Source organism: Leucobacter sp. G161, assembly GCF_001482305.1.
Classification (GTDB): domain Bacteria; phylum Actinomycetota; class Actinomycetes; order Actinomycetales; family Microbacteriaceae; genus Leucobacter.
On record NZ_LOHP01000064.1, the window covers coordinates 1 to 25,566 of the forward strand.

Here is a 25,566-nt window from a genome sequence, read left to right on the forward strand (position 1 = left end):
ACGGCTCCCGACCCGCCTCCGTTGCCGCGGTCCCGCCGGTGTCCGAGGACCCGGCGGAGCTCGGCGATTTTACGGCGCTCACCTACCAGATGCTGTCGGTGCTTGAGACGAGCAGCCCCTTTGACGAGCTCGCGCGCGTCGAGTGGATCGACGAGCTCGTCGAGGCTGGCCGATCCTCCGCTGCCGCCGACGCGTGGCTCACTGAGCTCGCCGCAACGAACCGCGCTGCCTACCAGCGGGGCGTGCGCCGCCGCGCCGGGAGGCTCCGCAAGGACGTCGTGCGGGCGAACCCCGCCGCGCTCGAGGCCGCGCTGCACCCCAACGCGCGCGCCCTCATCACCCGGATCGCCGACCACGGCGTGACGACCCTCATCCTCGACGAGTGCCACCACCTGCTCGACCACTGGGCCGTCGTGGTGCACTGCCTCGCCGGGCGAATCCGCGAGCGCGGAGTCGAACCCCGCATCATTGGGCTCACCGCGACGCTGCCGTCGGAGGACGACCGCACGCTCTACGAGAACTACACGGGCCTGCTCGGCGACGTCGACTACGAGCTGCCGACGCCCGCCGTCGTCAAAGAGGGCAACCTCGCGCCCTACCGGGACTTCGCCTGGTTCGTGACGCCCACCCCCGACGAGCTTTCGTTTCTCAGCACACAGGATCGGGAGCTCGAACAGCTCGTGTCCGAGACGCTTGCCGGTGCTGACGGCCTCGACTTCCTCGAGCACACGCTCGTGGGCGGCGGCGCGGGTGCCGGTTCAGGCGCGGGTGCCGGTTCGAGCGCGAGTGCCGGTGCCGCAGCCGAGGCTGGCTCATCGCTCTCCTCGCTCACCGCCCACGAGCTCGAGTCGCGGCTCGCGGCCGCCTTCAAGGCGGACCTCACGATCGCGGAGGCCGCGATCCGGGTGCTCGCGGAACTCGATCCTGAGCACGAGATCGTGCGCGCTGGCGGCCCCGCGGCCACCACGCGGCCAAGCACCGAGCAGCGGCTGCGTGTGCTCGCCCGCTACGCCCTCGAGCGCATCTTGCCAGACCCCGAGCGGGCGGCGCTGTGGGCGAAGACGCGGGGCGTGCTCGCCGACTTCGGCTACCACCTCACCGACCGCGGCGTGCGGCGGGGCCGCGATCCGATCGACCAGGTGCTCGCAACCTCTGCGGCGAAGGACAGCGCGATCGGCGAGATCCTTCGCCTCGAACTCGGCACCGACACCGGGAAGGACATACGCGCGGTGGTGCTCGTCGACTTCGCCGTGCACGGGCACGGAACCGCCTCGCGCGGTGACCGGGCCGGGGCCCTCCGGTGCTTTGATACGGTCGTGGCAGACCCGCGGCTGACGGAGCTCCGGCCCGTCATGGTCACGGGGCAGCATATGCGGATCGCGGCGCGCGACACCGCGGCGCTGCTGCCGCGGCTTGCGGCGATCCTCGGGCGCGAACTCGCCGCGAGCGAGACCCCGAACCCCGCCGTCGTAGAGCTCGAGACCGCGGGGCTCGGATCCGCCGCCGTGGTCGCCGCTGTCTCGCAGCTCGTCGCCGAGGGAAGCGTGCGGCTGCTCGTCGGCACCCGTGGGCTCCTCGGTGAGGGCTGGGACTGTCCCGCGGTGAACACGCTCATCGACCTGTCCGTCGCGGCAACCTCCGCTGCCACCCAGCAGCTCCGCGGCCGAACGCTCAGGCTCGACCCCGCCTGGCCCGAGAAGGTCGCGCACAACTGGACCGTCGCCTGCGTGCTCGAAGCCGACACGAAGCTCGACGGCACGAGCGACGTGACGCGGCTCACCCGCAAGCACGCGCAGGTCTGGGGGATCGCCCTCGACGAAACCGCGGCGGTCGTGCGCGGGCTCGAACACACGCTGACCTCGCGGCAGCTCGTGCAGCTTGACGCGCTCAGCGCCAAGCGGGTGCCGGCGACGCGCGCCGCCGACCTCAACCGGGCGACCGTCGAGGCGCTGCCGCGGCGATCCGACACCCGCCTGCAGTGGCGGATCGGCGAGGAGTATCTCGGCGAGGAGCGGGCGGCCCTGGCCATTTCCGCTCCGCCGAAGCGGCGCCCGTTCGCGAGCTCGGTGACGCTGCAGTTCGTGCTGCTGGTGCTCGGCACGCTGCTCGTCCTGGCGCTGCTGCAGCTCGAGCGTTTCGGTTCGCGGCTGCGCGAGATGCCCGTGGGCAGCGCGGTCGTGACGGTGCTGTTCGCGCTCGCCGTGACGCTCTGGGGCGCGCGGGATCTCCTCGGGGAACTCTGGCGGTCGGTGCGACAGCGGGCGCTGCCCGCGACCGCCTACCAGGGCGCGGCCTTCGCGATCGCTCGCGTGCTCCACACCCGCGACTTCGTGCGCGCCTTCGGCCGGGGCAACATCGTCGTCGTGCCGCAGCACGCGACTCCGAGGGTCGTCTCGCACTACACGGTCGAGGTGCGTGGCGGGTCGCTCGCGGAGCAGCGGCTCCTGCTCGACACCCTCGATGAACTCATGGCGCCGGTGCGGTCGCCGAGGTTTCTGCTTGAGATTGGCGTATCGCCGCTGAACCTGCGAAACCCGGTGAGCTGGCTCGCCGGAAGGATCACCTCACTACTGGGCGTGCGTACCCGATACCTCCAGGTGCCCGCGGTGCTCGGCAGGCGTCGCGCCGACGCGCAGCTGTTCGCGCGGGAGTGGACGCGTCAGGTGGGGCCCTGCACGCTGCACGAGATCGATTCGCCCGAGGAGCTCGCGCTGCTCACCCGCGCCCGCAAGCGGAGCGCCGCCCCGGACACCCGCACAACTCGCCGCGAGGTCTGGGCGTAGCCGGGCCGAGACGTGTCCGCCAAGTCAGCGAGCCGGCTGGGTCATGCTGGGCGAGGCTCGTGGCCTCGCCCAGCGGCACCCTACTTCGCCAGCAGCTCCGCGACGAAGTCCACATCCTTGTCACCGCGGCCCGAGAGATTCACGATGATGATCTCGTCGGTGGCCAGCGTCGGCGCGAGCTTCACGGCGTGCGCAACCGCGTGCGACGACTCGAGCGCGGGGATGATGCCCTCGGTGCGGGTGAGCAGCTGGAATGCCGCGAGTGTCTCGGCGTCCGACGCGATGACGTAGTCCGCGCGCCCGAGCTGCTCGAGCCTGGCATGCTGCGGGCCGACACCCGGGTAGTCGATGCCCGAGGCGATCGAGTGCACCGCCGACGGCTCGCCCGCGGCGTCCTGCAGCACCTTCGTGCGCATGCCGTGGAGCACGCCGGGGGTGCCGAGCGTCATGGTTGCCGCGTGGCGGGTGCCCTCGAGGCCCTCACCGCCAGGCTCGACGCCGACGAGCTTCACTGACTCGTCCCCGAGGAACGCGGTGAACAGGCCGAGCGCGTTGGATCCGCCGCCGACCGCCGCGACGAGGTAGTCGGGGAGTGTACCCTCAGCCTCAAGGATCTGTGCGCGCGCCTCGCGGCCGACGACGGACTGGAAGTCGCGCACCATCGTCGGGTAGGGGTGGGGGCCGACGACGGAACCGATCGCGAAGAAGTACTCCTCCGGATCTGCCGCGTAGGTGCCGAATGCAGAATCGACGGCCTCCTTGAGCGAGCGGCCGCCCTCCTCGACGGTGACAACCTTTGCTCCGAGCAGCTCCATACGCACGACGTTCGGGTGCTGCTTCGCGACGTCGATCGCGCCCATGTGGATCTCGCACTTCAGCCCGGTGAGAGCCGCGGCAGTGGCGAGCGCCACGCCGTGCTGGCCCGCGCCGGTCTCTGCGATGAGGGTGCGCTTGCCCATGCGTTTGGCGAGCAGCGCCTCGCCGAGGGTGTGGTTGATCTTGTGCGCGCCGGTGTGGTTGAGGTCTTCGCGCTTGAGGTAGATCTTCGCGCCGCCGAGCTTTCGGCTGAGGTTCTCCGCGTAGTACAGCAGCGAGGGCCGGCCGACGTACTTCGAGAGCAGTGCCTGGTACTCGGCCTGGAAAGCGGGGTCGGCGCTGGCCGCGGCGTACTCGCGAGCGACCTCTGCCATCGGCTCGACGAGGTGGGGCGGGAGCTCTGCGCCGCCGAACTCGCCAAAGAAGCCGGCCTCGTCGGCCTGGTAGTCGGGGTGCAGCGCGGGTGCGTCAGCCGTTACAGCATGCGCGGAATCAGCGTGAGACATGGGTGGTGAGCTCCTGGTGTTGAGCCTCGCACTGCGCCACCGAAACGAAAACCGCCCGAGTGACATGCACTGCGAGGCGGTGTGGGTTCTGGGTTCTGCGTAAGAACGTGGCCGCCTCTAGGCGAGCCACCACTCCTGGTTGAGTCCAATCTTGCGCATGGCAGGAGCATAGCACCTGGAACACCTGCGAGAATAGACGATATGCGTATTCTCTTCGCCGGAACTCCGGAATTTGCTGTGCCGAGCCTCCGGGCGCTCGCCGCGGCAGGGCACGACATCGTCGGCGTCATCACGCGCGAGGACGCGCCGCTCGGCCGCAAGCGCGTGCTCACGCCATCGCCCGTCGCGCAGGCCGCCGAGGAGCTCGGGCTCGAGACACTCAAGGCCAATCGGCTCGGCGAGGACGCGACCGCCTGGGCCGAGGCCCGCGGCGCCGAACTTGGCGTGATCGTCGCCTACGGCGGGCTGCTGCGCGAGCCGCTGCTGTCGCTGCCCAATCACGGCTGGATCAACCTGCACTTCTCCGACCTCCCGCGCTGGCGGGGAGCCGCCCCCGTGCAGCGGGCGCTCATGGACGGCGAGCAGGATCTCGGCGTCACCGTGTTCCGCCTCGTCGAAGCGCTCGACGCGGGCGACGTGCTCACGCGCGACACGACGAGCTTCGCGCCCGGCACCTCCGCAGGTGTTGCGCTCACCGAGCTGTCAAGCACGGGAACCGAGGCGCTCATGCGCGCGGTCGACCTCCTCGCAGAGAATCCCTCCGCGGGCGAGCCGCAGGTCGGCGAGGACACCTACGCGCACAAGCTCAGCCGGGAGGACGGCAGGATCGAGCCGCACACCGTCTCCGCCGCGGCCGCACTCGCGCACTGGGCCGGCGTCACCCCGGAGCCCGGCGCCTACGCGCTGCTCGGCGAGCAGGCGGTCAAGCTCACCGAGCTCAAGGCCTTCGTCGGCGATGTCCCGGCGGATCTCGCCGCGGGCGAGGCCCGGCTCGTCGGCAAGACCGCGCTGCTTGGCTTCGCCGAGGGCGCCCTCGAACTCTCACGGGTGCAGCCGGCCGGCAAACCCGCAATGGACGGAAACGCGTGGCTTCGTGGCCGCGGCGGAAAGGCGGAGCTCGCATGAGCCCACAGGACAACGGCGGATCCCGCGGCGACAGTTCTCGGGGCGGAGGGCAGCGCTCGGGCAGCGAAGCCGGTCGAGGCGGCACACGCGGCAACTCGCGGGGTGGCAACTCCCGCGGCGGAGGTCAGCGTGGCGGCCAGCGTGACCGCGCGCCGCGGGCCCGGATCTCGGGCGCCCGCATCGTCGCGTACGACGTGCTGCGCGACGTGGTCGACCGCGACGCGTACGCGAACCTCGCGCTTGCTTCCCGGATCCGCACCGCGCGCCTCGACTCACGCGACGCGGGCCTCGCGACCGAGCTCGCGGCCGGAACGCTGCGCGGCCTGGGCCGCATCGATCGCATCATCGAGCTCGCCGCCGGCCGCTCGACCGCGGACATCGATCCAGTAGCGCTGAACGTGCTGCGCCTCGGCGCGCACCAGCTGCTCTCGATGCGCACCGCGGCCCACGCAGCCGTGCACGAGAGCGTCGAGCTGCAGCGGCGCGTCGGCAGCGAGCGCGCGGCGGGCTTCGTGAACGGCGTGCTCCGGGAGATCGGGCGCGCGACGAGCGAGGAGTGGGACGAGCGCATCGTCGCCGAGGCGAAGACCCCGGACGAGGCGCTCGCCGCCCGCGCCTCGCACCCCGCCTGGGTGCTGCGGGCCCTGCGCGACGCGCTCCGCGCCGAGGGCCGCGAAGCAGAGATCGAGGCGCTGCTCGAAACGAACAACGCGTCCCCGCGCGTGAACCTCGCGCTGCTCGAGGGGGCTGGCATCACGGCCGAGGAACTCGCGGCGGTCGAGCCCGACCTGTTTGACGCGGTGGGTTCCTCTGCGATCGGGCTCGAGCTGCACGGCGGCGACCCCGCGCGCGCGATGGCGACGGCTGAGGAACAGGCAAACGTGTCCGCGGGGCTGCTCCGCGTGCAGGATCAGGGATCGCAGCTCGCCGCCCTCGCGCTGGTTCGGGCAACCCCCGTCGTGCAGGGTGAGCGCTGGCTCGACCTCTGTGCGGGGCCGGGCGGGAAGACCGCGATCCTCGCCGCTGAGGCGCTCGTCGAGGGCGCGACCGTGCGCGCGAACGAGGTGTCGGATCACCGAGCCGAGCTCGTCCGCGACTCCGTGAGCGGAGTTGCCGCGTTGCCGGGCGACGTCATCGAGGTCGTCTCGCACGACGGCCGCGAGGAGGACGCCTACGGCTGCGGGCGGGGCGAGCACGAGCTCTACGACCGCATCCTCGTCGACGCGCCCTGCTCCGGGCTCGGCGCGCTGCGTCGCCGCCCCGAGGCGCGCTGGCGCAAGCAGCCCGGCGATCTCCCCGAGCTCACGGCGCTGCAGAGCGAGCTTGTCGATGCCGCACTCGCGCACCTGAAGCCGGGCGGCGTGCTCGCCTACGTGACGTGTTCGCCGCACCTCGCGGAGACGCGGGTGGGCGTGGATCGGGCGCTGAAGCGCCACCCCGAACTGCGCGAACTCGATGCGAAGGCTGCAGTGCTCGCGGCGTCGCGCGAGGGCGAAGCACCTGATCTCGCAGGCGAGCAGCTCAGCGCGCAGCTCTGGCCGCACCGCCACGGCACCGACGCGATGTTCGTGTCGCTGCTTACGCGCGACAGCTAGCTGTACTGCGGCGCGCAAGCCGCCGTTCGAGGACCCCCTGACTCGCGAGGATTCCCAGCACGACGATCGCGCCGCCGAGCGGCTCGTTCCAGTGGATGCCTTCGCCGAGGAACAGCGCGCCGAAGGTGACCCCGACGACGGGGGTGAGGTAGGTCACCGTTGAGGCGCGCGCTGCGCCCCACTCCCGGATGATCCCCGTGTACCAGATGTAGGCGATGCCGCTGCCGAGCACCCCGAGCGCCAAGATCGCGAGCGCGACTGGCGGCGTGAGGTGCACCTCCCCGGTGGAGAGTACGGGGGCGGCGATGAGCGCGAGGGCGGTCGCGAGTGCCATCTGCATGGCAGCGATCGTGATCGTGTCGAGGTCAGTGTTGGCGAGAAAGCGGCGCATGTAGAGCCCGCCGAAGCCGTAGCAGGCGGTTGCGCCGAGTGCCGCCAGGACTCCCGGCAGCGAGCCGCTGCCGCCGTCGAACAGCACTCGCCAGGGCGCGACGAGGACAACGACCCCGAGGATCCCGATCCCGAGCCCGAGCCGTTTCGCGCGTGACAGCCGCTCGGTTGGGAGTAACAGTGGGGTGAGCAGCAACGTCATGATTGGCGTTGTCGCGTTCACGATGCTCGCCACGGTGCTCGGCACCATCGTTTCCGCCCACGCGAACAGCGTGAAGGGAATCGTACACAGCGTCGCGGCGACGACCGTGAGATGCAGCCAGATGCGCGGACTTCGCGGCCAAGCCCGGCGCGTGACGAGCATGATGCACACGAGGGTGGCCGCGCCCAGGCTCACCCGACCGAGTGCGACCTGGCCGGGGGCGAGCCCCGCCAGGCTGACCTTCATGAACAGAAAGCTTGACCCCCACACGAGGGCGAGTGCGGCGAACGAGAGGGCGGTCCGGGAGGCTCGGGGGTGCGGGGGCATGCGGCTAAGCTTAGAAATCACTCGAGCATGAAACAAACGAATGCTGCTCATGCTCACATGAAGGAGGCTCATGGTGCCCACGACAAAACAGCTGCGCGCATTCGTCGCTGTCGCGGACAGTGGATCCTTCACCGACGCGGCTGCCGCGCTCGGGGTCAGTCAATCCGCGGTATCGCACGCGATCGCAGGGTTGGAGCGCGAGCTCGCCGGGCCCCTCTTTGACCGGCGCACCCTCTCGCTCACCTCGCTCGGGCAACGGACCGTCGGGCACGCTCGTGCGGCATCGGTCGCGATCGAGACTCTCGAAGCAGCCGCCCGCGGCGATCGATCTGTATCTGGGCCTGTGCGCTTGGGCGCCGTGCCGACGGTCTGCCGGGGGCTGCTCCCCGAGCTCATCGAGGAGTGGGCCGCAGCGCTCCCAGATGTCCGTGTGGACGTGTTCGAGGGCGACGACGACGAGATGCCAGAGTGGCTCGAGAACGGATTCGTTGACATCGCGATCCTCGTCGACCCGGCCGAACAGCCTGCGCACTCCAAGGTCGTTGACGTCGACGAGTATGCGGCGGTGATTCGTGAGGACCACCCCCTCGTTGAGCTTCCTGAGATTCCCCTTGCCGAGCTCTCCGACGACGGCATGATCGTGTCGAGCGGCGGCTGCGAGACACACGTCCAGTCGATCTTCGCGGCCGCCGGAATCCCGCTTGAGGTGCGACACCGGGTGCGCGAAACGAGCACCCTGCTCGCGATGGTTGAGCAGGGGTTCGGTGTCTCGATTGTGCCGACGCTCGGGCGCGGCATGCTCCCGTCGAATCTCCGCATGCGGCCGCTCGTCGAACGCCGCGCGCGACGCCTCGTGCTCGCCCTTCCCGACAATCGAGATCCGCACCCGGTGGGAGCCGCGCTCCTGTCTCACACGAGGTCACGTCGGGCCGCTTCGAAGCAAGCTGACCGGGGAGCCGACGCGCTGCTCGAGGGGGAGGCCGCCGCGCGGATCGCGTAGGCTGGGAGTGTGACCGCGCAGCGCATCAACCCCAGCATCCTGTCCGCCGATTTCGTGAACCTCCAGGCAGAGCTCGAGGCCATCCGCGCCGCGGATCTCGTGCACGTCGACGTGATGGACAATCACTTCGTCCCGAACCTCCCATGGGTCCGCCCATTGTGGAGCGGATTCAGGCGGTATCGCCGATCCCGCTCGATATGCACCTCATGATCTCCGACGCCGACCGCTGGGCTCCCGGATACGCCGAGATGGGCGCGTACTCCGTGACGTTCCACGCCGAGGCGACGACTGACCCGGTGGCGCTCGCGCGCAAGATCCGTGACATCGGCGCCCGCGCGGGGATCGCGCTCAAGCCCGGCACCGACCCCGAGCCCTACCTCGAGCTGCTGCCCGAGTTCGATCAGGTGCTCGTGATGACCGTCGAACCCGGCTTCGGCGGACAGTCGTTCATGCCCGACATGATGCCGAAGCTGCGCAGGTTCGCAGAGGCGCGCGCGAAGCACGGACTCGACGTGTGGCTGCAGGTCGATGGCGGCATCACTGTCGACACGATCGGCATCGCTGCCGAGGCCGGCGCCGATACCTTCGTCGCCGGCTCGGCCGTCTACGGCGGGGTGCCCGAGGAGCGGATCGCTGACCTCCGCATCGCCGCTGCCCAGCACAAGCACTAGCCGCAGTTCCAGCGCCGGCGTTGGCGCAGTAATTCAGCGGTGCTGCCCCGCGGTGCCGCCCAGCGGTGCGGCCCAGCGGTGTGCGCGAGGAAACGCGGGCGCGGCAGTAGCGCCACGCTCGCCGTGTTAGTCTGACGACACTTGGCTCGGTAACGACGCCGGGCCGCTGATCGACAGGGGTGCCGCATGGCCGATGACGCAATCGTGGTGGCGCAGCAAGTGCTCGACTCGCAACCGTTCAGTCAAATGCTGGGGACCAGACTCACCCGTTGGAATGCCGAGGGGATTACCCTCGAACTCGACGTGCGGCCCGATCTGCTGCAGCAGCACGGCTTCGTGCACGGCGGCGTGCTGTGTTACCTCGCCGATAACGCGGTGACGTTCGCGGCGGGGCAGGTGCTCGGCACGAGTGTGCTCACGGCAAGTGTGAACCTGCACTACCTCAGGCCGGCCAAGGGGGAGGTCGTGATCGCGCGGGCGACCACGCAGGCGAAAACGTCGGGTCGGGCGGTCGCGACCGTTGAGATCTACGCGGCGACCGGTGGCAAGGAATACTTGTGCGCGGCTGGGTCTGGAACGGTGTCGGCGATTCGCTCGGAGGAGTCGACGTCAAGCCGATGAAACTGCGATCTGTGGGGGTTCCCGAGACGTCCTGGCATCTTTGACCGGTACTCTTTCACGAGTTACCAGTCAAGGACGAAAGGACCCCTTCGTGATTCTCGCGTTTTCCGTTGCCCCGAGCGGTGGCCAAGAGCACTCAGACGGATCGGTTGTTGAGGCGGTGGCCGAAGCGATCCGTGTCGTGCGTGATTCTGGCCTGCCCTACCGCACGAGCAGCATGTTTACCGAGATCGAGGGGGAGTGGGACGAGGTGTTCGACGTCGTGAAGCGCGCGACCGATGCCGTGATGCCGTTCGGATCACGGGTGTCGCTCGTCATGACGGCTGACATTCGCCCCGGCCACACGGGCGAGATTGACGGGAAGCTCGAGCGCCTCGAGGAGGCCGTTGCCCGCAGAGTGGGCGAGGCGAACCCCGACGAGGTGCGCGGGCGCGCCCGGCACGTGCGCACCGCCTAAGTCGGTCGGCGGTCACGTCCCGAAGATCTGGGATCGACGTTTCGTAGTAAGGAAACTTGAGTTTCTTGCATACGGAACGTCGATCCCAGATCTACGTGCGGGGGTGTGCCCAGGCTTGGCTGCGCGGGGCTGTCCCGGGCAGCCCTCGACCACCGGGCGTCAAGGACTCTTGACATGCAAGGTGTCGCCATCTACCCTGATGTAAAGGAAAGTTGACGTCAGGGGGTCCAGTGCTCGCAGCAACCAAACGCCGCGCATTCTGGGCGCTCGCGCGCACCGACGCGAGTGACCTGCTCCGCGAGAAGCTCACCTGGGCGTCGATGCTCGCGCTGATGCTCGTCCTGCTCGTCATCCACACCTCGATGTGGCTCGCCTTCGCGGTGACGGGGTCTGCCCCGCGCATTGCCCAGCACGACCTCGCAGCTATCTCGGCGACGCCACAACTTGTCGAGCCCCACGCCGCCGCGATCACCGAGCAGCTCGCGCCGTTCGTTGCCTCGGGCACGGGGGAGGTTGCGAACGTGACGCTGCGGGTCGACGCCGCCGCCGAGAGCACCGCCGCCGAGAACGGCACTGGGCGGGTGACGGTGACGCTGCGTGAATCAGGGATCGGCTGGGACCCGCTCTGGCAGGCGCTCCGCGTCGCGGGCATGCCAGCGGGGAGCATCGATGTGATCGCCGCTGAGGGGGAACCCATGCCGGATTTCCTTCGGCTGAATCTCGGCACCGAGTTCCTCGCGGTGCTTGCCTCGGTCGCGCTCATTGGAACCACCGTGCCGCTCGTCGCGGCACGTGAGCGCGGCATGCTTCGGTTGCTCGGCACCACCCCGCTCTCACGCCGACTGTTTCTCGCCTCACGTATCCCCGCGCGCCTCGCGTTGCTACTCGCCTGCACCGCAGGAGTCGTTGCAATTGGTCTCGCCCGCAGATACACCGAGGTGAGCGCGCTTCCTCGCTTCGCGGTGACCGTGGCCTTGGCCGCCGTCATGCTGTTTGGGGTCGGCGCCGTCTTCTCGGCCAGGGCACGCAAGGCGGAGGCCTCACAGAGCCTCATGGCCGGCATCTCCCTCGCCCTCGTCTTCAGTGCTGGTGCAGTGCTACCGGCAGAATTGCTCCCTACCCCGGCGCGGTTCGCCGTCGGGCTGCTCCCCGGCAGCTGGATCACGGAACCGGCGAGCGCGGACCTTGCCGGCACCACCCCACTGCTGCCTGTGCCCGCGTACTGGGCGCTCATGCTTGTGACCGGCATCGCCTGCTTCATGCTCGCGGTACAGCGTTTCACATGGGACGCAGCGCCGACAGGCGCGAATCCGCGCGGCGCACGAGGAACCACCGACCCGGCACCTCCCGACCCCGCCCCGACCGCACCCTCCCCAGAAGGAGCCCTCACATGACCGAACTCACCCGGAGCGAGCGCGCACACGCGCGCCGCTACACACTCCACATGGCGGCCGCATCCGTGCTCTTCCTCGTGCTCATGCTGTTCCTGCCGTTCGAGGCTGAGCCGGGCACGCCACTCGCCCTCGTGATCGCGCTCGTGCCGCTCGTCGCCGTCGCCTGGATGGTCTACGCCGTCGTACAGTTCGTGCGCAGCCTCGACGAGTTCATGCGGCCGCGCGCGATGACGGCCTCCGCAATCGCGTTCCTCGTCTCGATGGTGGCCGCGGTCGTGTTCGGCATGCTCGACGCCGAGATCGGGCCCGTGCCCCTCGCCGTGTGGGGAGTCTTCGTCATCGGCATGATGACCTGGGGCATCGCGATGCTCGTAATGAACCTCCGAGGGAACCAGTGAGAAACGACGTGCGCGCCCTCCGCAGCGAGGCCGGCTGGACGCAGGTCGAGTTCGCAGAGATGCTCGGGGTGTCGAGGCAGACGGTAAACGCGCTGGAATCGGGCAAGTACGATCCCTCGCTGCCGCTCGCGTTCCGCGTCTCGAGCGCCTTCGGCAAACCCATCGAACAGATCTTCTTCCCGGGGGAGACAGACGCCCCGCCCTCAGGGGGCAAGAAGTGACCGCGGTGATCTCCGTGCAGGGGGTGACGCGCACCGTCGGCGAGACCCAGATCCTGCGCGGCGTTGATCTCGACGCCTGGGAAGGCGAGATCGTCGGGCTGCTCGGGCCCAACGGTGCGGGTAAGACCACGACGGTCGACCTCATCGCCGGGCTCGAACGCCCAACCACGGGAACTGTCACGGTGCTCGGGGTGGATCCTGAACGGCACCGATCCACCATTACCGCGAGCGTCGGCGTGCAGCCCCAGGCGGCCGCGCTCTTCCCGACCCTCACCGTTGACGAGACACTCCGACTCTTCGCCTCCTTCCACGACGACCCGCTCCCGCTCGCCGAGCTCCGCGACCGGGTGGGGCTCACCCAGGTGCGGCGCACGCGCGTGAAGCACCTCTCCGGCGGGGAGGAGCGACGGCTGCTCATCGCAATCGCCCTCGTCGGCCGCCCCACGCTCGTGCTGCTCGATGAACCGTCCGCCGGGCTCGACCCCGAGATGCGGCGCGACATCGCGCAACTCATCAGGGACATCCGGGCAGCCGGAGCCACCGTGCTCATGACCACGCACCACCTCGACGAGGCGCAGCAGCTCTGTGACCGAGTCGCCATCATGGCCGAGGGGAGGATCGTGCTCTCCGGTTCCCCCGACGACCTCGCGCGCGAACTCGTCGCACCGAGCGAGGTGAGCTTCACCGTCGCCGCGGGAACCGACCCGGGTCTCCTCAGCGAAGCGGTGGGCGCCACTCGAACAGAGCGGGCGCTCGTCGCAGGGACACGGGTCACCGTGCCCGCCGACGACCCCGACGCGACACTCAGGCGACTCACCTTCACGCGGGGACTCCACGCCACCGGGATCGCCGTCCACCACCCCTCCCTCGAGGACGTCTACCTCGCGGCCGTCGGGCAGCCGGGAGAAAGCGCGCACGAATCCGCCGGACACGCGTCAGACCGGGTCCGATGATGCAGGGGAGGAACTTGCTTCGCGCCCGAGTAGCTCATTTCAGGGGGCAGAGCTTCGCCCAGACGCTATCAGGCGTCCTCGCGCTACACCGGGCAGCACTCACAGAGATCCGCAGGTTCCCGGTCACCACCGTCCTCGGACTCGCCATCCCGCTCGCAACCATCCTGCTCATCACAGCAACCGATCTGCTTCTCGGTGCGGCGGGGGAGATCACGCGCTCCTCGATGCCGATCCTGCTCGCGGTGCTGCTCGTCACCGCCAGCTTCGGCGCCCTCGCAGTACCGGTCGCAGAGGCGAGGGAGCGCGGCACCGTCAGGTTCCTCGCAACAGTCCCGCTGCATCGTGGAGCGCTCCTACTCGCGCACACGCCGATCGCGCTCACGTTAGCCCTGGTAGTTGCCGTCGCCGGGCTCGCAGCGGCTCGAACACCACCCTCGGCCATTCCGGGCGCGTTTGCGGTCTGCGCTGGCCTGTGCGCCATTGGACTCGGGCTGGGCTCCGTCGGCGGTGCGCTGGCCCGCCGTGGCTCCCAGGTTCGTGCGCTCGGCATGATCGTGCCTGCCGCCGTGCTACTCACTGCGGGGGCGTTGCCGTTCGAAGCGTTCTTGCCAGGGGCCGACTGGGTGCTTGGCTATGTCCCGACCACAGCGCTTGCGTATGTCTTGGCTGACACGCTCGCGGGTGGCAGGCCCGGACTCGGCCCGACAGCGTGGATCGCGGCGGGTGGACTGGTGCTGTGGGCGGTTGGGGTGACTCGCTGCAGGCGTTAGCGGGTGATGCATGCGAGATGTCTGGGCTCGACCGAGGTGCTGGCCGGGGGCGCGATCGCTCGACCGAGGTGCTGGCCGGGGCGCGATCGCTAGACCTGTAAACGACGCTTCGTATCGAGGAAACTTGAGTTTCTTGCATACGATGCGTCGATCCCAGATCTATGTGTCGGGCGTGGGGCGTGGGGCGTGGGCGCGGGGTGGCGGGCTTGGGGGGCGGTGGGCGTGGGCGTGTGGCGGAGGGCGTGGCGCGCGGGGCGGGGCAGAGCTAGTGCATGCCGAGGAGGCTGAGTGCCGCACCTGCCGCGGCGGCGAGTAGCACCACCAACCACAGCGGGGGCCGCCAGTAGAGCGCCAAGCCGCACCCGAGCGCGATGGCGAGCGCCCATGGGCCATTCCCCGCAGCTTGGGTAACGAGATGCGCCAGGGCGGCGGCGAGGAGGCCGACCACCGCAGCGCTCGCGCCGAGCACCGCAGCATTGCCGCGCGCGCTGCCACGCAAGAGCGCCCAAAACGGCAGCGCGCCGAGCAAGAGGAGAAACCCCGGTATGAAGATCGCGACGAGTGCGAGCGTCGCACCCGCGGCACCGCCCGGGCCTACATCAGCGATGGCGCCAAGGTAGGCGGCGAAGGAAAACAGTGGGCCGGGCATTGCCTGGGCGACACCGTAGCCGGCGGCGAAATCGGCCTCGGAGACCCAGCCGGTCGCGACGAATTCGGAGTGCAGTAGCGGCAGCACGACGTGGCCGCCGCCGAAGACGAAGGATCCAGCTCGGAGGGACGCCGCCACGAGGGAAAGCCAACTATCGCCCACACTGCGACCGAGGAGAGACGCCGCCACCAACAGCGCACCCAGAATGGTGAGGGAGGCGGTTCCGGTGCGGCGGGTGACTCGACCCCGATCGTCGGTCAGAGGCAGGTCACCCTCGGGTGCCCTCGCCGCGTCCGGAGAACCCGTCGCGCCCAGAGCGTGCGCTGTGTGGCGAGCAAGCGTTGAGCGTGCCGCTGCCACGCACCACCAGGTGCCGAGCGCGGCACCGCCGGCAATGACGATGAGTTGTGTGACGCCGCCGGGCCAGAGTAAGGCCGCTGTCAGCGCAGCCACCCCGATGGAGAGCCGTTGCAGGTCTGGGGTGAGCGTGCGCGCCATGCCGATGACGGCGTGCGCGACGACAGCGACCGCGACGGCCTGCAGCCCCACGAGTGCACCCGACCACAACGGGCCCGTGAGGACTTGAGTGCCGGCCGCCAGCAGATACATCAGTAGCGCCGATGGCAGCGTGAAGGCCGCGAACGCGGCCAGTGCACCGGGGAGCCCGGCTCGCCGCAGCCCGAGGCCAAACCCGGCCTGGCTTGACGCGGGCCCGGGGAGGACTTGGCAGAGAGCCACAAGGTCGGTGTAGTCGCGGTCGGAGACCCAGCCGCGGCGCGTCACGAGGTCAGAACGGAAGTATCCGAGATGCGCGACTGGGCCGCCGAAGGAAGTGAGGCCGAGGCGCAAAAACGCCCAGAAGATCTCGCGCACGGTTCCCTGTGAGGCGGCCGAAGAGGGGGAGCTTTGCTGCACGGCGACACCGTAGCGGTCCAAGGTGACGGGAAGGTGGCCACGGCTGTAGGCGGCGGCAGGCGCTAGCGGCTGCTGGTAGAGCTCGGTCTAGGCTGTGCGCCGCGAGTATCGTTGGCGGGCCGCCTCGCCGCTTGTGCCGAGCATCTCACCAAGCTCGCGCCAAGAGACGTGCTCTGATCTGGCGTGAGCGATGGCAGCGGCGAACTCTCGTTCAGCCTCGGCCCGCCGGCATGCCGCCATGCCGCCAAGCCGCCACCCTGTCAGCGTGGCTTGGCGATTGGATCGTGCTGGCTTCATTGCGTGGGCAACTGCCAAGACCTCGTGCCATTCGATCACGCCTACCTCGACAGGGTGCCGTCATAGTCAGGGCCGGTGTACATCGTCATGCTGTCGTCTGGTCTGGTCTGGTCTGGTGTGGTGGATGGAGTTGCGCAGAGCGTGGCGGATCGGTGACTCGGATGCCCCGTGCCGGTGTGCTGTGGGGAGGAAGAGGAGGTCGTAATCCATGCCTGCAAAGTTACTTTCCGCAAGTGGCTTTGTCAGTGACTTGCCGGGTGCCGGTGCACCAGCATGCGATTCCCTGCCTCAGATGCGCGGCACTACAGGAAAACCCGCCGCCCGCGGTCTTGGCGGTGCGAAAAGCCGATTTTCCGCAAGATGGCCCGGCGGTGGCACGGTGGGCGCTCGCGCCCTGATAGTCTTGACCCGTGAAAACCTTCGACACGCTCTTCGCCGAGCTCGCCGAGAAGGCCGCATCGCGGCCTGACGGCAGCGACACTGTCGCCCGGCTGGACGCTGGCGTGCATTCGATCGGCAAGAAGATCGTCGAAGAGGCAGCAGAAGTCTGGATGGCGGCCGAGTACGAGTCGTCAGAAGCCTGCGCCGAAGAGATCAGCCAGTTGCTGTACCACCTCCAGGTGCTCATGCTCGCGAAGGGCATGACCCTCGAAGATGTGTACACGCATCTGTAGCGTCAACGCTCGGCTTGAGCCCGCGTTGGCGCGTTTCGCTGACCTTTGAAACTCACTCGGCCGATCCACCCCGTGCCTCGGCCACGATGGAAGGAAATTTCCACATGCTGCGAATCGCAGTTCCGAACAAGGGCGCCCTGGCCGAGGTCGCTGCAGAAATGCTCGCTGAGGCCGGATACTCGGGCCGCAAGGATTCACGCAAGCTCGTGCACTCGGATCCGAAGAACGACGTCGAGTTCTTCTACCTCCGGCCGCGCGACATCGCGACGTATGTCGGGTCGGGTGCGCTCGACGTTGGTATTACCGGCCGAGATCTGCTGCTCGACTCGGGCTCCGAAGCCCATGAGATCGCCGAGCTCGACTTCGCTGACTCGACGTTCCGCTTTGCCTCGCCGGCGGACGGCGACGTGAAGGACCTCGAAGATCTCGCTGGCAAGCGCGTCGCGACGAGCTACCCGACGCTCGTCGATACCTTCCTCCGCAAGCGCGGTATCGAGTCCTCGCTCGTGAAGCTCGACGGGGCCGTCGAGTCGGCGGTGCAGCTCGGCGTCGCTGACGCGGTCGCCGACGTCGTCTCCACTGGTGCCACGCTCCGTGCCGCTGGCCTCGATATTTTCGGCCCGGTCATCCTCGAGTCCACCGCGGTGCTCATCGGTGGCCCGAGCCAGCACGCCGGCATTGAGCGTCTCATGCGCCGCCTGCGCGGCGTGCTCGTCGCGCGCAAGTTCGTGCTCATGGACTACGACCTCCCGGTCAGCCACCTCGACGACGCGATCGCGGTCGCCGGGGGCATTGAGTCGCCGACAGTGTCGCCGCTGCGCGATGAGGAATGGGTCGCCGTGCGCGTGATGGTGCCTGCCGACGAGGCGAACTTCATCATGGACCGGCTGTATGACCTCGGCGCGCGGGCGATCTTGGTCACCGCGATCCACGCCGCGCGACTGTAGGGGAGCGAATCATGACTGTTGCAGTACGTGTGATTCCCTGCCTCGATGTCGCCGATGGCCGCGTCGTGAAGGGCGTGAACTTCCTGAACCTGCAGGACGCGGGCGATCCCGTCGAGCTCGCCGCGAAGTACGCGGATCAGGGCGCGGACGAGCTGACGTTCCTCGATGTCACCGCGACCGTCGACGGCCGCTCGACGACCTACGACGTGGTCCGCCGCACCGCTGAGCAGGTGTTTATCCCGCTCACGGTCGGTGGTGGCGTGCGCGAAGCTGATGATGTCGCGCGGCTCCTTGAGGTGGGTGCGGACAAGGTCGGCATCAACTCGGGCGCGATCGCGCGGCCCGCGGTGATTGGTGAGATCGCCGATCGCTTTGGGGCACAGGTCATCGTGCTCTCGCTCGATGTGAAGCGCAGCGAGAAGCAGCCGAGCGGCTTCGTTGTGACGACGCACGGCGGTAAGCGTGAGACCGAGCTCGACGCGCTTGAATGGTGTCGCGAAGCGGTGGATCGGGGAGCCGGCGAGCTGCTCGTGAACTCGATGGATGCTGACGGCACGCAGGACGGCTTCGACCTTGAACTCGTTCGGAAGGTGCGCGAGCTCGCCTCCGTGCCTGTGATCGCTTCCGGCGGTGCCGGTGAGCTCGAGCACTTCGCCCCGGCGGTCGACGCCGGCGCGGACGCGGTGCTCGCGGCCTCGGTCTTCCACTACGGAAAGTTCACGATCGGTGACGTCAAGCAGGCGCTCGCTGACGCCGGGCACACCGTGCGACTCGGCGGGGGAGCCACCGCATGAGCGGGGGGCCCAGCGTAGCCGACACCGGATCCGACCCCTCCGCTGCCGAGGCCGCGATCGCTGAGCTGAAGTTCGGCGACGACGGGCTGCTCGCAGCGATCGTGCAGGACGATGAGTCAGACAGCGTGCTCATGCTCGCCTGGATGGACGCAGAGGCGGTGCGGCGCACTCTCACCACTGGCCGCGTCACCTACTGGTCCCGCTCACGCGGCGAGTACTGGCGCAAGGGCGACACTTCGGGGCACCGCCAGTACGTGCGCTCCGTGGCGAGCGACTGCGACGGCGACACCCTGCTCGTGCGCGTTGTGCAACTGGGAGCGGCCTGCCACACCGGCACCCGCACCTGTTTCGACGGACGCGATCTGCCGGCCGTCGCCGGCGACCCGTCGGCAGACTAACTGAGTGAACGCCTCAGCCTCGCCCCACCGTGGCGGGGCTGAGGCGTTTCTCGCAGCATGTGGGAACCCAGCGCAGGGTTCCCTCCGGAACTGAGAGATAGGCTGAGACCGTGAGCAACACCACTACCCGTGCAGAGTTCGATGTCGAGCGCCAGGCGCACGCCGTCATACCGGTTCGCCGCGAAATCTTCGCTGACGCAGACACTCCCGTCAGTATCTACCGCAAGGTTGCGGGGTCACGCGTTGGCACGTTCCTGCTCGAGTCCGCCGAACAGGGCGGCGTCTGGACACGCTTCAGCTTCGTTGGCGCCGGAAGCTTCGGCGTGCTCGGCGAACGCGACGGATTCGCCCATTGGACCCCGAGCAGCTACGCGTTCGGCGGCTCCGCGGGCGACGGTCCCGCGGGCAGCGGCGAGCCGCTCAGCGAGGAACGGCTGCTCCCCGGTGGCGTCTCAGCACTGCAGCCGGTCGAGGCATTGCGTGCCGCGTACGAACGCTGGAAATCACCACAGATTCCCGGCCTGCCACCGCTCGCGAGCGGCTTCGTCGGGTACCTCGGCTGGGAGACCGTACGCCAGTTCGAACGCCTTGATGCGCCGCCCGCGGTGCCGACGGGGCTGCCCACACAGGGACTGAGCTTCGTGTCCGAGCTCGTCGTCATCGACCACCGCGAAGGCGCGGTGATCCTCATCGCGAACGTCTTGAACGACGGCGCGCTCGGTGCGACGGGGGCTGCTGACGCGGATAGCCAGTGGGCTGACGCACAGCGCAGGCTCGATGCGTTGCAGACAGCGCTCGCGGCGCCCTCGCCGTCGCCGCTTGGTGTGCTCGACCGGGCCTCGCTGCCCGAGCCGACGCGGCTCACCACGACGCCCGAATATATGGCGACCGTTGACGCCGCGAAGCAGTACATTGTTGACGGCGACATCTTCCAGGTCGTGCCCTCGCAGCGCTTCGACCAGGAGTGCACCGCTGACCCGCTCGACGTATATCGGGTGCTCAGGCACCTGAACCCGAGCCCGTTCTTGTACCTCGTGCAACTCGAAGGCAACGACGGCGTCCCGTTCTCGGTCGTTGGCTCGAGCCCGGAGGCGCTCGTCACCGTGCAGGAGCACGGCCACGTTATGACGCACCCGATCGCGGGATCGCGTCCGCGCGGCGAGACCGTCGAGCAGGACAAGCAGTTCGCGAAGGATCTCCTTGCCGATGAGAAGGAGCGCGCCGAGCACCTCATGCTCGTGGATCTCGCCCGTAATGATCTCGCCCGTGTCTGCGAACCCGGCAGCGTGGAGGTGAGCGAGTTCATGGTCGTGCAGCGGTTTAGTCACATCATGCACATTGTCTCCTCAGTCGAAGGCCAGGTGCGTGCGGGACAGAATCCCATCGATGTGTTCAAGGCAACGTTCCCGGCAGGCACCCTGAGTGGTGCTCCGAAGCCGCGCGCGCTCGAGATCATCGACGAGCTCGAGCCGGTGCAGCGCGGGGTGTACGGGGGAGTGGTCGGGTACTTCGGGCTCGGCGGCGCAGCGGATCTTGCGATCGCGATCCGCACCGCTACGATCCGTGACGGCGTCGCAATGGTGCAGGCGGGGGCCGGCGTCGTTGCCGACTCGGTGCCAGAAACCGAAGACGCCGAGTGTCAAAGCAAAGCCGCGGCGCCCCTCCGGGCGGTCGCGATCGCGAACTCGCTAAGCAGGACGGAAATTCATGTCTGAGGAACGCCAGAGCAAGCTCACCAGTAAGGCGACCCTCATCGGGTTCGTCGTGATCGCTGGGGCGGGGGCGCTGCTGTCGTCGGTGCAGTCGTGGCTGGATATTGCGCTGCTGCCCGGCGCTGCAACGGTCGAGCGGCTCGCCGTGACCGGTCAGCAGATCAGCCCAGCGCTGACGATGATCTCACTGGCTTCGCTGGCGGCAGCCCTCGTGCTCACTATTGCGGGCAAGGGATTCCGTCGGGTGATCGGCGTGCTTATTGTCGCGCTCGGCGGCGGTCTGTCGTACGCCGGTGTTCGCGCGCTCATCGACCCCTTAGAGGGCGCGAGTGGATCGCTCGAGGAAGTCAGCGGGATTTCTGGTGAGGCTCAAAGCTCCCTGATTGACACCATGACGGTGTCGGTGTGGCCCACCGTCACGGTGATCGTCGGCGCGCTGCTCGCGATTGCCGGACTGCTCGTGCTGGTGTTTAGTCCGCGTTGGAAGGTTGCCGGACGCAAATATGAGACCGGCGGAGCGGCTCGCCCGCGCGGCGCGACAGCCCCGACAGACGATCGCATCTCCGAGTGGGATGCGCTCTCCGACGGCGGCGATCCCACCGACGACGAACATCGCTGAGCTGAAAACCCGCGCCAACACGCCGGATTGACCGTACGCTAGACCGGGCAGGTCGCGAAAACGACACGGCGTGAGCCGCGCCACGCGCCCTGCATTCGCTGAATGCTGGGAATTCCCGGTAAGATTGAGACGTCCGAATGTGCACACTGCCAGAGGAGATACATGAGTAACCCACACGGAGACCCCGGTCACGGCGATTCGCCCGCGGCATGGACGGCAGTGGTGGTGATGCTCATTGGCATTGCGGCCGGAACCGTATTCTTCTTCCTTCAGATGCCGACACTCGTATGGGTGTGCGTCGGCGTCGTCGCTCTCGGCCTGATCCTTGGCGCGATTCTGGCGAAGGCAGGCTACGGCGTTAAGGGCCCCCGTTTCACCCCGAAGTCACACGACTAACGGTGCTTGACCAGCTCCTCCAGGGTTCGCTCGAGGACGCGAAGTCCCGCAGGCAGATCCGCCCGCTCTCCGTCGTTGAGGCGGAGGCGCTGGCGCGCCCGGCTGCGCTTGATGCTCTCGAGTATCTCGCGCCCGCCGATCACATGCGTGTGATTGCCGAGGTGAAGCGTGCGAGCCCGTCCCGCGGAGATCTCGCAGAGATTCCCGAACCGCAGGCGCTCGCCAGCCAGTATGAGGCTGGCGGCGCCAGCGTAGTCAGCGTGCTGACTGAGGAGCGCCGCTTCAAGGGTTCGCTTGCCGACCTTGAAGCGGTTCGCAAGGCCGTGAGTATCCCGGTGCTCCGCAAGGAGTTCATCGGTGAGGAATACCAAATCCTCGAGGCCCGCGCCGCCGGCGCCGACCTCGTGCTGCTCATCGTCGCCGCGCTTCCGCAGGCGACGCTTGAGCGGCTCTATCGCTTTACGCTCGAGCTCGGTATGACCCCGCTCGTTGAAGCGCACTCGGCTGACGAGGTCGCCCGATCGGTGGATCTCGGCTCGCAGCTCATCGGCGTGAACGCACGCGACCTGTCGACGTTCGAGCTTGATCGCGAGCTGTTCGGCCGCGTTGCGGACCAGATTCCCGCGGGCGTGATCCGCGTCGCGGAGTCAGCCGTGCTCGGAATTGACGACGTCGTTCGGTACCGCGAAGCGGGTGCTGACGCGATTCTTGTCGGCGAAGCGCTCGTGACCAACGACCCGATCGCAACGCTGGCGTCTTTCCTGAGCGTGTAACCCTCACAACTCTCCGTCTCCTTTGAAAGGCGAGCATGTCAGATCAGACTTCAGTGACGAGTCTCCGAGATCAGCACGGGCCGTTTTTCGGCGAGTTCGGCGGTCGGTACATGCCGGAGTCGCTCATCGCAGCGATTGACGAGCTCTCCGACGCCTACGCTGTCGCAAAGGCGGATCCCGCTTTCCAGGCAGAGCTCCTCGACCTGCTGCGTGATTACGCCGGTCGGCCATCGCCGATCACGGAGGTGCCCCGGTTCGCAGAGCACGCCGGTGGCGCCCGCGTGTTCCTCAAGCGCGAGGATCTCAACCACACGGGATCGCACAAAATCAACAACGTGCTCGGACAGGCTCTCCTTACGAAGCGGCTCGGCAAGACGCGCGTCATCGCTGAAACCGGCGCTGGGCAGCACGGTGTCGCAACCGCGACGGCTGCCGCACTGCTCGGGCTCGAGTGCGTCGTCTACATGGGCGAGGTCGACACGAAGCGGCAGGCGCTGAATGTCGCACGGATGCGACTGCTCGGCGCCGAGGTCGTTCCCGTGACCACGGGGTCGCGTACGCTGAAGGACGCGATCAACGAGGCGTACCGCGACTGGGTCGCGACTGTCGAGAACACGAACTATATCTTCGGCACCGCGGCGGGCCCGCACCCGTTCCCTGCGATGGTCCGAGACTTCCAGAAGGTCATTTCTGAGGAAGCGCGCGAGCAGCTCCTCGCCAAGAACGGGCGTCTTCCCGATGCCGTTGTCGCCTGCGTTGGCGGCGGATCGAACGCGATCGGCATGTTTGACGCGTTTCTCGACGATGACTCGGTGCGTCTCTTCGGCGTGGAAGCTGCCGGTGACGGCGTCGATACCGACCGGCACGCCGCGTCGATCGAGCGTGGGAAGCCGGGCATGCTGCACGGTGCCCGCACCTACGTGCTGCAGGACGAGGATGGCCAGACGATCGAGTCGCACTCGATCTCGGCCGGGCTTGATTATCCCGGCGTCGGCCCAGAGCACTCCTGGCTCGCCGACATTGGCCGGGCCGAGTACATCCCCGCCACCGACGATGAGGCCATGCAGGCGCTCAGGCTGCTCAGCCAGACCGAGGGCATCATTCCCGCGATCGAGTCTGCGCACGCGCTCGCTGGCGCGATCCGCATCGGCAAAGAGCTCGGACCGGACGCGATCATCGCAGTGAGCCTGTCGGGCCGCGGCGACAAAGATATGGCAACCGCAGGCCGGTACTTCGGACTGTTTGATGGCACCGACCTCGATGCCGAAGGGATCACCGAATGAGCGCCTCGCGCGTTGAGGCAGCGATTCTCGCTGCGAAGTCCGAGCGCAAAGGAGCCCTCATCGGCTACCTTCCGGTGGCATTCCCCGACCTTGACACGAGCGTTGACGCGGCGATCGCGATGGCGCAGGCCGGCGCAGACGTTATCGAATTCGGGGTGCCCTACTCCGATCCGGTGATGGATGGGCTCGTCATTCAGGAAGCAACGCAGACCGCGCTCAAGGCCGGCTTCAAGCTCCCGCAGCTGTTCGAGGCGATCAGCCGCGTCACCGCAGTTGTCGATGCGCCTGTGCTCGTGATGACGTACTGGAATCCCGTTGTCCAGTACGGTGTCGAACGATTCGCTCGCGATCTCGCGGCTGCTGGGGGAGCCGGGCTCATCACGCCAGACATTACGCCCGACGCCGCGGCAGAGTGGATCGAGATCAGCGAACGCCTGGGACTCGACCGGGTCTTCCTCGCTGCTCCGACCTCAAGCGAGGAGCGGCTGCGCATGATCTCAGAGAGCAGCACCGGGTTCATCTACACGGTTTCGACAATGGGAATCACCGGTGAACGATCGGAGCTCGACGCGGCAGCGCGCGTGCTCACCGGCCGTATTCGCGCTGCAGGCAGCAACCTCGCGTGCGTCGGCATCGGCATCTCGAACGCTGAACAGGTCGCCACGACACTCGAGTACGCGGATGGTGCGATTGTCGGCACCGTGTTCGTCCGTGCACTCCGCGAGGGCGGGGTGCAGCGACTTGCCGAGGTGGTTCGCGAGATCGCAGTAGGCACCAGCAGATAGGATTGTCTCTGGTGCCGCGGGAAACCGGGGCAAGAGACATGAATTCGGCGGTTCGGGAAGCTGGCAGTGTGTATCGCCAGCGATCCTCGTTCCCCGGGCAGAGCCCGTGTGGACGCAGCCGCCAGTGAACAGATTCGCCCGCGAAAGAGGAGCCAATGATTCTCCCGCTCAGTATCCCGAGCCCCAGCTTCCAGTTCTTTCAGATTGGTCCGCTGACGATCCACCTGTACGCCCTGTGGATCATCCTCGGGATCGTCCTCGCAGCGATGTGGACCGGACGCAGGCTCACCCAGCGCGGCGCTGAACGCGGCGTCGTGCTCGACTTCACGGTGTGGTCGGTGCTGCTCGGCATCATCGGCGCACGCCTGTACCACGTGGTCACGCACTGGGGCTTCTACTTCTCCGCGGGTCGCCAGTGGTGGAACCCGTTCGAGAAGGACGCCATCTGGAACATCTGGGACGGCGGCATCGCGATCTTCGGTGCGCTGCTCGGCGGCGCCATCGGCGTGCTGATCGCGTCGCGCCTCACCGGCGTGCGCTTCCTGTCGTTCGCTGACGCGCTCGTTCCCGGCCTGCTGCTCGCGCAGGCCTTCGGCCGCCTCGGCAACTACTTCAACCACGAGCTCTTCGGCGGCCCCACCACGGCGCCCTGGGGCCTCGAGATTGCTTCCTCCAACCCGGCATTCCCGATCGGACTGCCGGAGGGGACGCTCTTCCACCCCACGTTCCTCTACGAGATCATCTGGAACCTCGTTGGGATCGTTGTCCTGCTCGCGATCGAGCGGAAGTGGCAGCTGCGTTGGGGCAAGCTCCTCGCGCTCTACTTCATCTGGTACGGCATCGGCCGCGCGATCATCGAGTCGATGCGCGTTGATCCGAGCCTGCTTTTCCTGGGCATGCGCACCAACGTGCTTGCCGCGCTCCTCGCGATCGTGCTCGGCGTGATTCTGTACTTCGTGCAGCGCCGCCGCCACGTTGGTATCGAGACCAGCGTGTACCTCCCCGGCCGTTCAAACCCGGCCGATTCGGTCCTCAGGGACACTGCGGACCCCGAAGAATTTCACCATGTGATTAACCGCGGCAACGCGGAATAGA

Annotated in this window: 25 protein-coding genes and 1 pseudogene; 23 read left to right on the plus strand and 3 right to left on the minus strand. The window is 68.0% G+C overall.

The features are described from left to right. On the plus strand, positions 1–2,783 hold a 2,783-nt coding region (locus AUL38_RS17400), incomplete at its 5' end, for a DEAD/DEAH box helicase family protein (RefSeq protein WP_059061736.1). Between the two features lie 80 nt (positions 2,784–2,863). Here AUL38_RS17400 and trpB (AUL38_RS10050) read toward each other — a convergent pair. Then, positions 2,864–4,105: a tryptophan synthase subunit beta gene (trpB, locus tag AUL38_RS10050; RefSeq protein ID WP_083506771.1), complete on the minus strand. Its 1,242-nt coding sequence runs from the start codon at positions 4,103–4,105 to the stop codon at positions 2,864–2,866. Between the two features lie 201 nt (positions 4,106–4,306). Here trpB (AUL38_RS10050) and AUL38_RS10055 point away from each other — a divergent pair, with 201 nt between their 5' ends. Together AUL38_RS10055 and AUL38_RS10060 are read left to right on the plus strand one after the other, a co-directional pair. Next, complete coding sequence (locus tag AUL38_RS10055; protein WP_059061738.1) at positions 4,307–5,230, plus strand: methionyl-tRNA formyltransferase; 924 nt, start codon at positions 4,307–4,309, stop codon at positions 5,228–5,230. Beyond that, the gene (locus AUL38_RS10060) at positions 5,227–6,825 is read left to right on the plus strand and encodes an RsmB/NOP family class I SAM-dependent RNA methyltransferase (protein ID WP_083506772.1); all 1,599 of its coding nucleotides are present in this window, start codon (positions 5,227–5,229) and stop codon (positions 6,823–6,825) included. The genes AUL38_RS10055 and AUL38_RS10060 overlap by 4 nt, the downstream gene beginning before the upstream one ends. Here AUL38_RS10060 and AUL38_RS10065 read toward each other — a convergent pair. Beyond that, positions 6,809–7,744 carry a DMT family transporter gene (locus AUL38_RS10065; RefSeq protein WP_059061740.1) on the minus strand — a complete coding sequence of 312 codons (936 nt, stop codon included), beginning with the start codon at positions 7,742–7,744 and terminating at the stop codon, positions 6,809–6,811. The genes AUL38_RS10060 and AUL38_RS10065 overlap by 17 nt on opposite strands. Positions 7,745–7,814: 70 nt before the next feature. On the opposite strand from AUL38_RS10065, the gene AUL38_RS10070 reads away from it, so the two are divergent. The 9 genes and pseudogenes from AUL38_RS10070 to AUL38_RS10110 all read left to right on the plus strand — a co-directional run bounded on the left by AUL38_RS10070 (position 7,815) and on the right by AUL38_RS10110 (position 14,229). After that, the gene (locus tag AUL38_RS10070) at positions 7,815–8,744 is read left to right on the plus strand and encodes a LysR family transcriptional regulator (RefSeq protein WP_083506773.1); all 930 of its coding nucleotides are present in this window, start codon (positions 7,815–7,817) and stop codon (positions 8,742–8,744) included. A gap of 9 nt (positions 8,745–8,753) precedes the next feature. Beyond that, positions 8,754–9,415, plus strand: a pseudogene (gene rpe / locus AUL38_RS10075) (ribulose-phosphate 3-epimerase). 186 nt (positions 9,416–9,601) lie between these two features. Then, positions 9,602–10,036, plus strand: a complete 435-nt coding sequence (locus tag AUL38_RS10080; protein WP_059061742.1) for a PaaI family thioesterase — start codon at positions 9,602–9,604, stop codon at positions 10,034–10,036. 91 nt (positions 10,037–10,127) lie between these two features. Then, positions 10,128–10,493 (plus strand): thiamine-binding protein, encoded by a 366-nt coding sequence (locus AUL38_RS10085; RefSeq protein WP_059061743.1) that lies wholly within the window; start codon positions 10,128–10,130, stop codon positions 10,491–10,493. A 230-nt stretch (positions 10,494–10,723) separates the two neighbouring features. Then, positions 10,724–11,887 carry an ABC transporter permease gene (locus tag AUL38_RS10090; RefSeq protein ID WP_059061744.1) on the plus strand — a complete coding sequence of 388 codons (1,164 nt, stop codon included), beginning with the start codon at positions 10,724–10,726 and terminating at the stop codon, positions 11,885–11,887. Then, complete coding sequence (locus AUL38_RS10095) at positions 11,884–12,285, plus strand: hypothetical protein (RefSeq protein ID WP_059061746.1); 402 nt, start codon at positions 11,884–11,886, stop codon at positions 12,283–12,285. Before AUL38_RS10090 ends, AUL38_RS10095 begins: the two co-directional genes overlap by 4 nt. Further along, positions 12,282–12,506, plus strand: coding sequence for a helix-turn-helix transcriptional regulator (locus AUL38_RS10100; protein ID WP_059061748.1), 225 nt, complete (start codon positions 12,282–12,284; stop codon positions 12,504–12,506). The genes AUL38_RS10095 and AUL38_RS10100 overlap by 4 nt, the downstream gene beginning before the upstream one ends. 5 nt (positions 12,507–12,511) lie before the next feature. Further along, positions 12,512–13,459, plus strand: coding sequence for an ABC transporter ATP-binding protein (locus AUL38_RS10105; RefSeq protein ID WP_161937432.1), 948 nt, complete (start codon positions 12,512–12,514; stop codon positions 13,457–13,459). Positions 13,460–13,473: 14 nt separating this feature from the next. Further along, positions 13,474–14,229 carry a hypothetical protein gene (locus tag AUL38_RS10110; protein ID WP_059061751.1) on the plus strand — a complete coding sequence of 252 codons (756 nt, stop codon included), beginning with the start codon at positions 13,474–13,476 and terminating at the stop codon, positions 14,227–14,229. A gap of 265 nt (positions 14,230–14,494) precedes the next feature. Here AUL38_RS10110 and chrA read toward each other — a convergent pair whose 3' ends face one another. Continuing rightward, entirely contained in the window at positions 14,495–15,793 is a 1,299-nt protein-coding gene (gene chrA / locus AUL38_RS10115) for a chromate efflux transporter (RefSeq protein WP_059061998.1), read from the minus strand. A gap of 707 nt (positions 15,794–16,500) precedes the next feature. Between chrA and AUL38_RS10120 the strand changes: the two genes are divergently transcribed. The 11 genes from AUL38_RS10120 to lgt all read left to right on the plus strand — a co-directional run bounded on the left by AUL38_RS10120 (position 16,501) and on the right by lgt (position 25,565). Then, positions 16,501–16,764 carry a phosphoribosyl-ATP diphosphatase gene (locus AUL38_RS10120; RefSeq protein WP_059061754.1) on the plus strand — a complete coding sequence of 88 codons (264 nt, stop codon included), beginning with the start codon at positions 16,501–16,503 and terminating at the stop codon, positions 16,762–16,764. A gap of 104 nt (positions 16,765–16,868) precedes the next feature. Continuing rightward, positions 16,869–17,711 (plus strand): ATP phosphoribosyltransferase, encoded by an 843-nt coding sequence (gene hisG, locus AUL38_RS10125; protein WP_059061756.1) that lies wholly within the window; start codon positions 16,869–16,871, stop codon positions 17,709–17,711. A gap of 11 nt (positions 17,712–17,722) precedes the next feature. Beyond that, a complete protein-coding gene (hisF, locus tag AUL38_RS10130; RefSeq protein ID WP_059061758.1) occupies positions 17,723–18,505 on the plus strand; it encodes an imidazole glycerol phosphate synthase subunit HisF in 783 nt (260 codons plus the stop codon). Further along, the gene (gene hisI / locus AUL38_RS10135) at positions 18,502–18,903 is read left to right on the plus strand and encodes a phosphoribosyl-AMP cyclohydrolase (RefSeq protein WP_059061760.1); all 402 of its coding nucleotides are present in this window, start codon (positions 18,502–18,504) and stop codon (positions 18,901–18,903) included. Before hisF ends, hisI begins: the two co-directional genes overlap by 4 nt. A gap of 110 nt (positions 18,904–19,013) precedes the next feature. After that, positions 19,014–20,618, plus strand: a complete 1,605-nt coding sequence (locus AUL38_RS10140) for an anthranilate synthase component I (protein ID WP_059061762.1) — start codon at positions 19,014–19,016, stop codon at positions 20,616–20,618. Next, a complete protein-coding gene (locus tag AUL38_RS10145; RefSeq protein ID WP_059061764.1) occupies positions 20,611–21,234 on the plus strand; it encodes a Trp biosynthesis-associated membrane protein in 624 nt (207 codons plus the stop codon). The genes AUL38_RS10140 and AUL38_RS10145 overlap by 8 nt, the downstream gene beginning before the upstream one ends. A gap of 162 nt (positions 21,235–21,396) precedes the next feature. Continuing rightward, complete coding sequence (locus AUL38_RS10150) at positions 21,397–21,630, plus strand: DUF6704 family protein (protein ID WP_059061767.1); 234 nt, start codon at positions 21,397–21,399, stop codon at positions 21,628–21,630. A gap of 2 nt (positions 21,631–21,632) precedes the next feature. Further along, positions 21,633–22,403 (plus strand): indole-3-glycerol phosphate synthase TrpC, encoded by a 771-nt coding sequence (gene trpC, locus AUL38_RS10155; RefSeq protein WP_059061769.1) that lies wholly within the window; start codon positions 21,633–21,635, stop codon positions 22,401–22,403. 35 nt (positions 22,404–22,438) lie between these two features. Beyond that, a complete protein-coding gene (gene trpB, locus AUL38_RS10160; protein ID WP_059061772.1) occupies positions 22,439–23,686 on the plus strand; it encodes a tryptophan synthase subunit beta in 1,248 nt (415 codons plus the stop codon). Continuing rightward, positions 23,683–24,471 (plus strand): tryptophan synthase subunit alpha, encoded by a 789-nt coding sequence (trpA, locus tag AUL38_RS10165; protein ID WP_059061774.1) that lies wholly within the window; start codon positions 23,683–23,685, stop codon positions 24,469–24,471. The genes trpB (AUL38_RS10160) and trpA overlap by 4 nt, the downstream gene beginning before the upstream one ends. 155 nt (positions 24,472–24,626) lie before the next feature. Continuing rightward, on the plus strand, positions 24,627–25,565 hold the full coding sequence (lgt, locus tag AUL38_RS10170; RefSeq protein ID WP_059061777.1) for a prolipoprotein diacylglyceryl transferase: 939 nt from the start codon (positions 24,627–24,629) through the stop codon (positions 25,563–25,565). Position 25,566 lies beyond the last annotated feature (1 nt).

Coding starts and splice junctions, on each gene's coding strand:
- AUL38_RS10060 (WP_083506772.1), top strand. CDS start 5,227: ATGAGCCCACAGGACAACGGCGGATCCCGCGGCGACAGTTCTCGGGGC.
- AUL38_RS10080 (WP_059061742.1), top strand. CDS start 9,602: ATGGCCGATGACGCAATCGTGGTGGCGCAGCAAGTGCTCGACTCGCAA.
- AUL38_RS10095 (WP_059061746.1), top strand. CDS start 11,884: ATGACCGAACTCACCCGGAGCGAGCGCGCACACGCGCGCCGCTACACA.
- trpB (WP_059061772.1), top strand. CDS start 22,439: ATGTCAGATCAGACTTCAGTGACGAGTCTCCGAGATCAGCACGGGCCG.
- hisI (WP_059061760.1), top strand. CDS start 18,502: ATGAGCGGGGGGCCCAGCGTAGCCGACACCGGATCCGACCCCTCCGCT.
- trpB (WP_083506771.1), bottom strand. CDS start 4,105: ATGTCTCACGCTGATTCCGCGCATGCTGTAACGGCTGACGCACCCGCG.
- AUL38_RS10055 (WP_059061738.1), top strand. CDS start 4,307: ATGCGTATTCTCTTCGCCGGAACTCCGGAATTTGCTGTGCCGAGCCTC.
- AUL38_RS10150 (WP_059061767.1), top strand. CDS start 21,397: ATGAGTAACCCACACGGAGACCCCGGTCACGGCGATTCGCCCGCGGCA.
- lgt (WP_059061777.1), top strand. CDS start 24,627: ATGATTCTCCCGCTCAGTATCCCGAGCCCCAGCTTCCAGTTCTTTCAG.
- hisF (WP_059061758.1), top strand. CDS start 17,723: ATGACTGTTGCAGTACGTGTGATTCCCTGCCTCGATGTCGCCGATGGC.
- hisG (WP_059061756.1), top strand. CDS start 16,869: ATGCTGCGAATCGCAGTTCCGAACAAGGGCGCCCTGGCCGAGGTCGCT.
- trpA (WP_059061774.1), top strand. CDS start 23,683: ATGAGCGCCTCGCGCGTTGAGGCAGCGATTCTCGCTGCGAAGTCCGAG.
- AUL38_RS10065 (WP_059061740.1), bottom strand. CDS start 7,744: ATGCCCCCGCACCCCCGAGCCTCCCGGACCGCCCTCTCGTTCGCCGCA.
- AUL38_RS10145 (WP_059061764.1), top strand. CDS start 20,611: ATGTCTGAGGAACGCCAGAGCAAGCTCACCAGTAAGGCGACCCTCATC.
- AUL38_RS10070 (WP_083506773.1), top strand. CDS start 7,815: ATGGTGCCCACGACAAAACAGCTGCGCGCATTCGTCGCTGTCGCGGAC.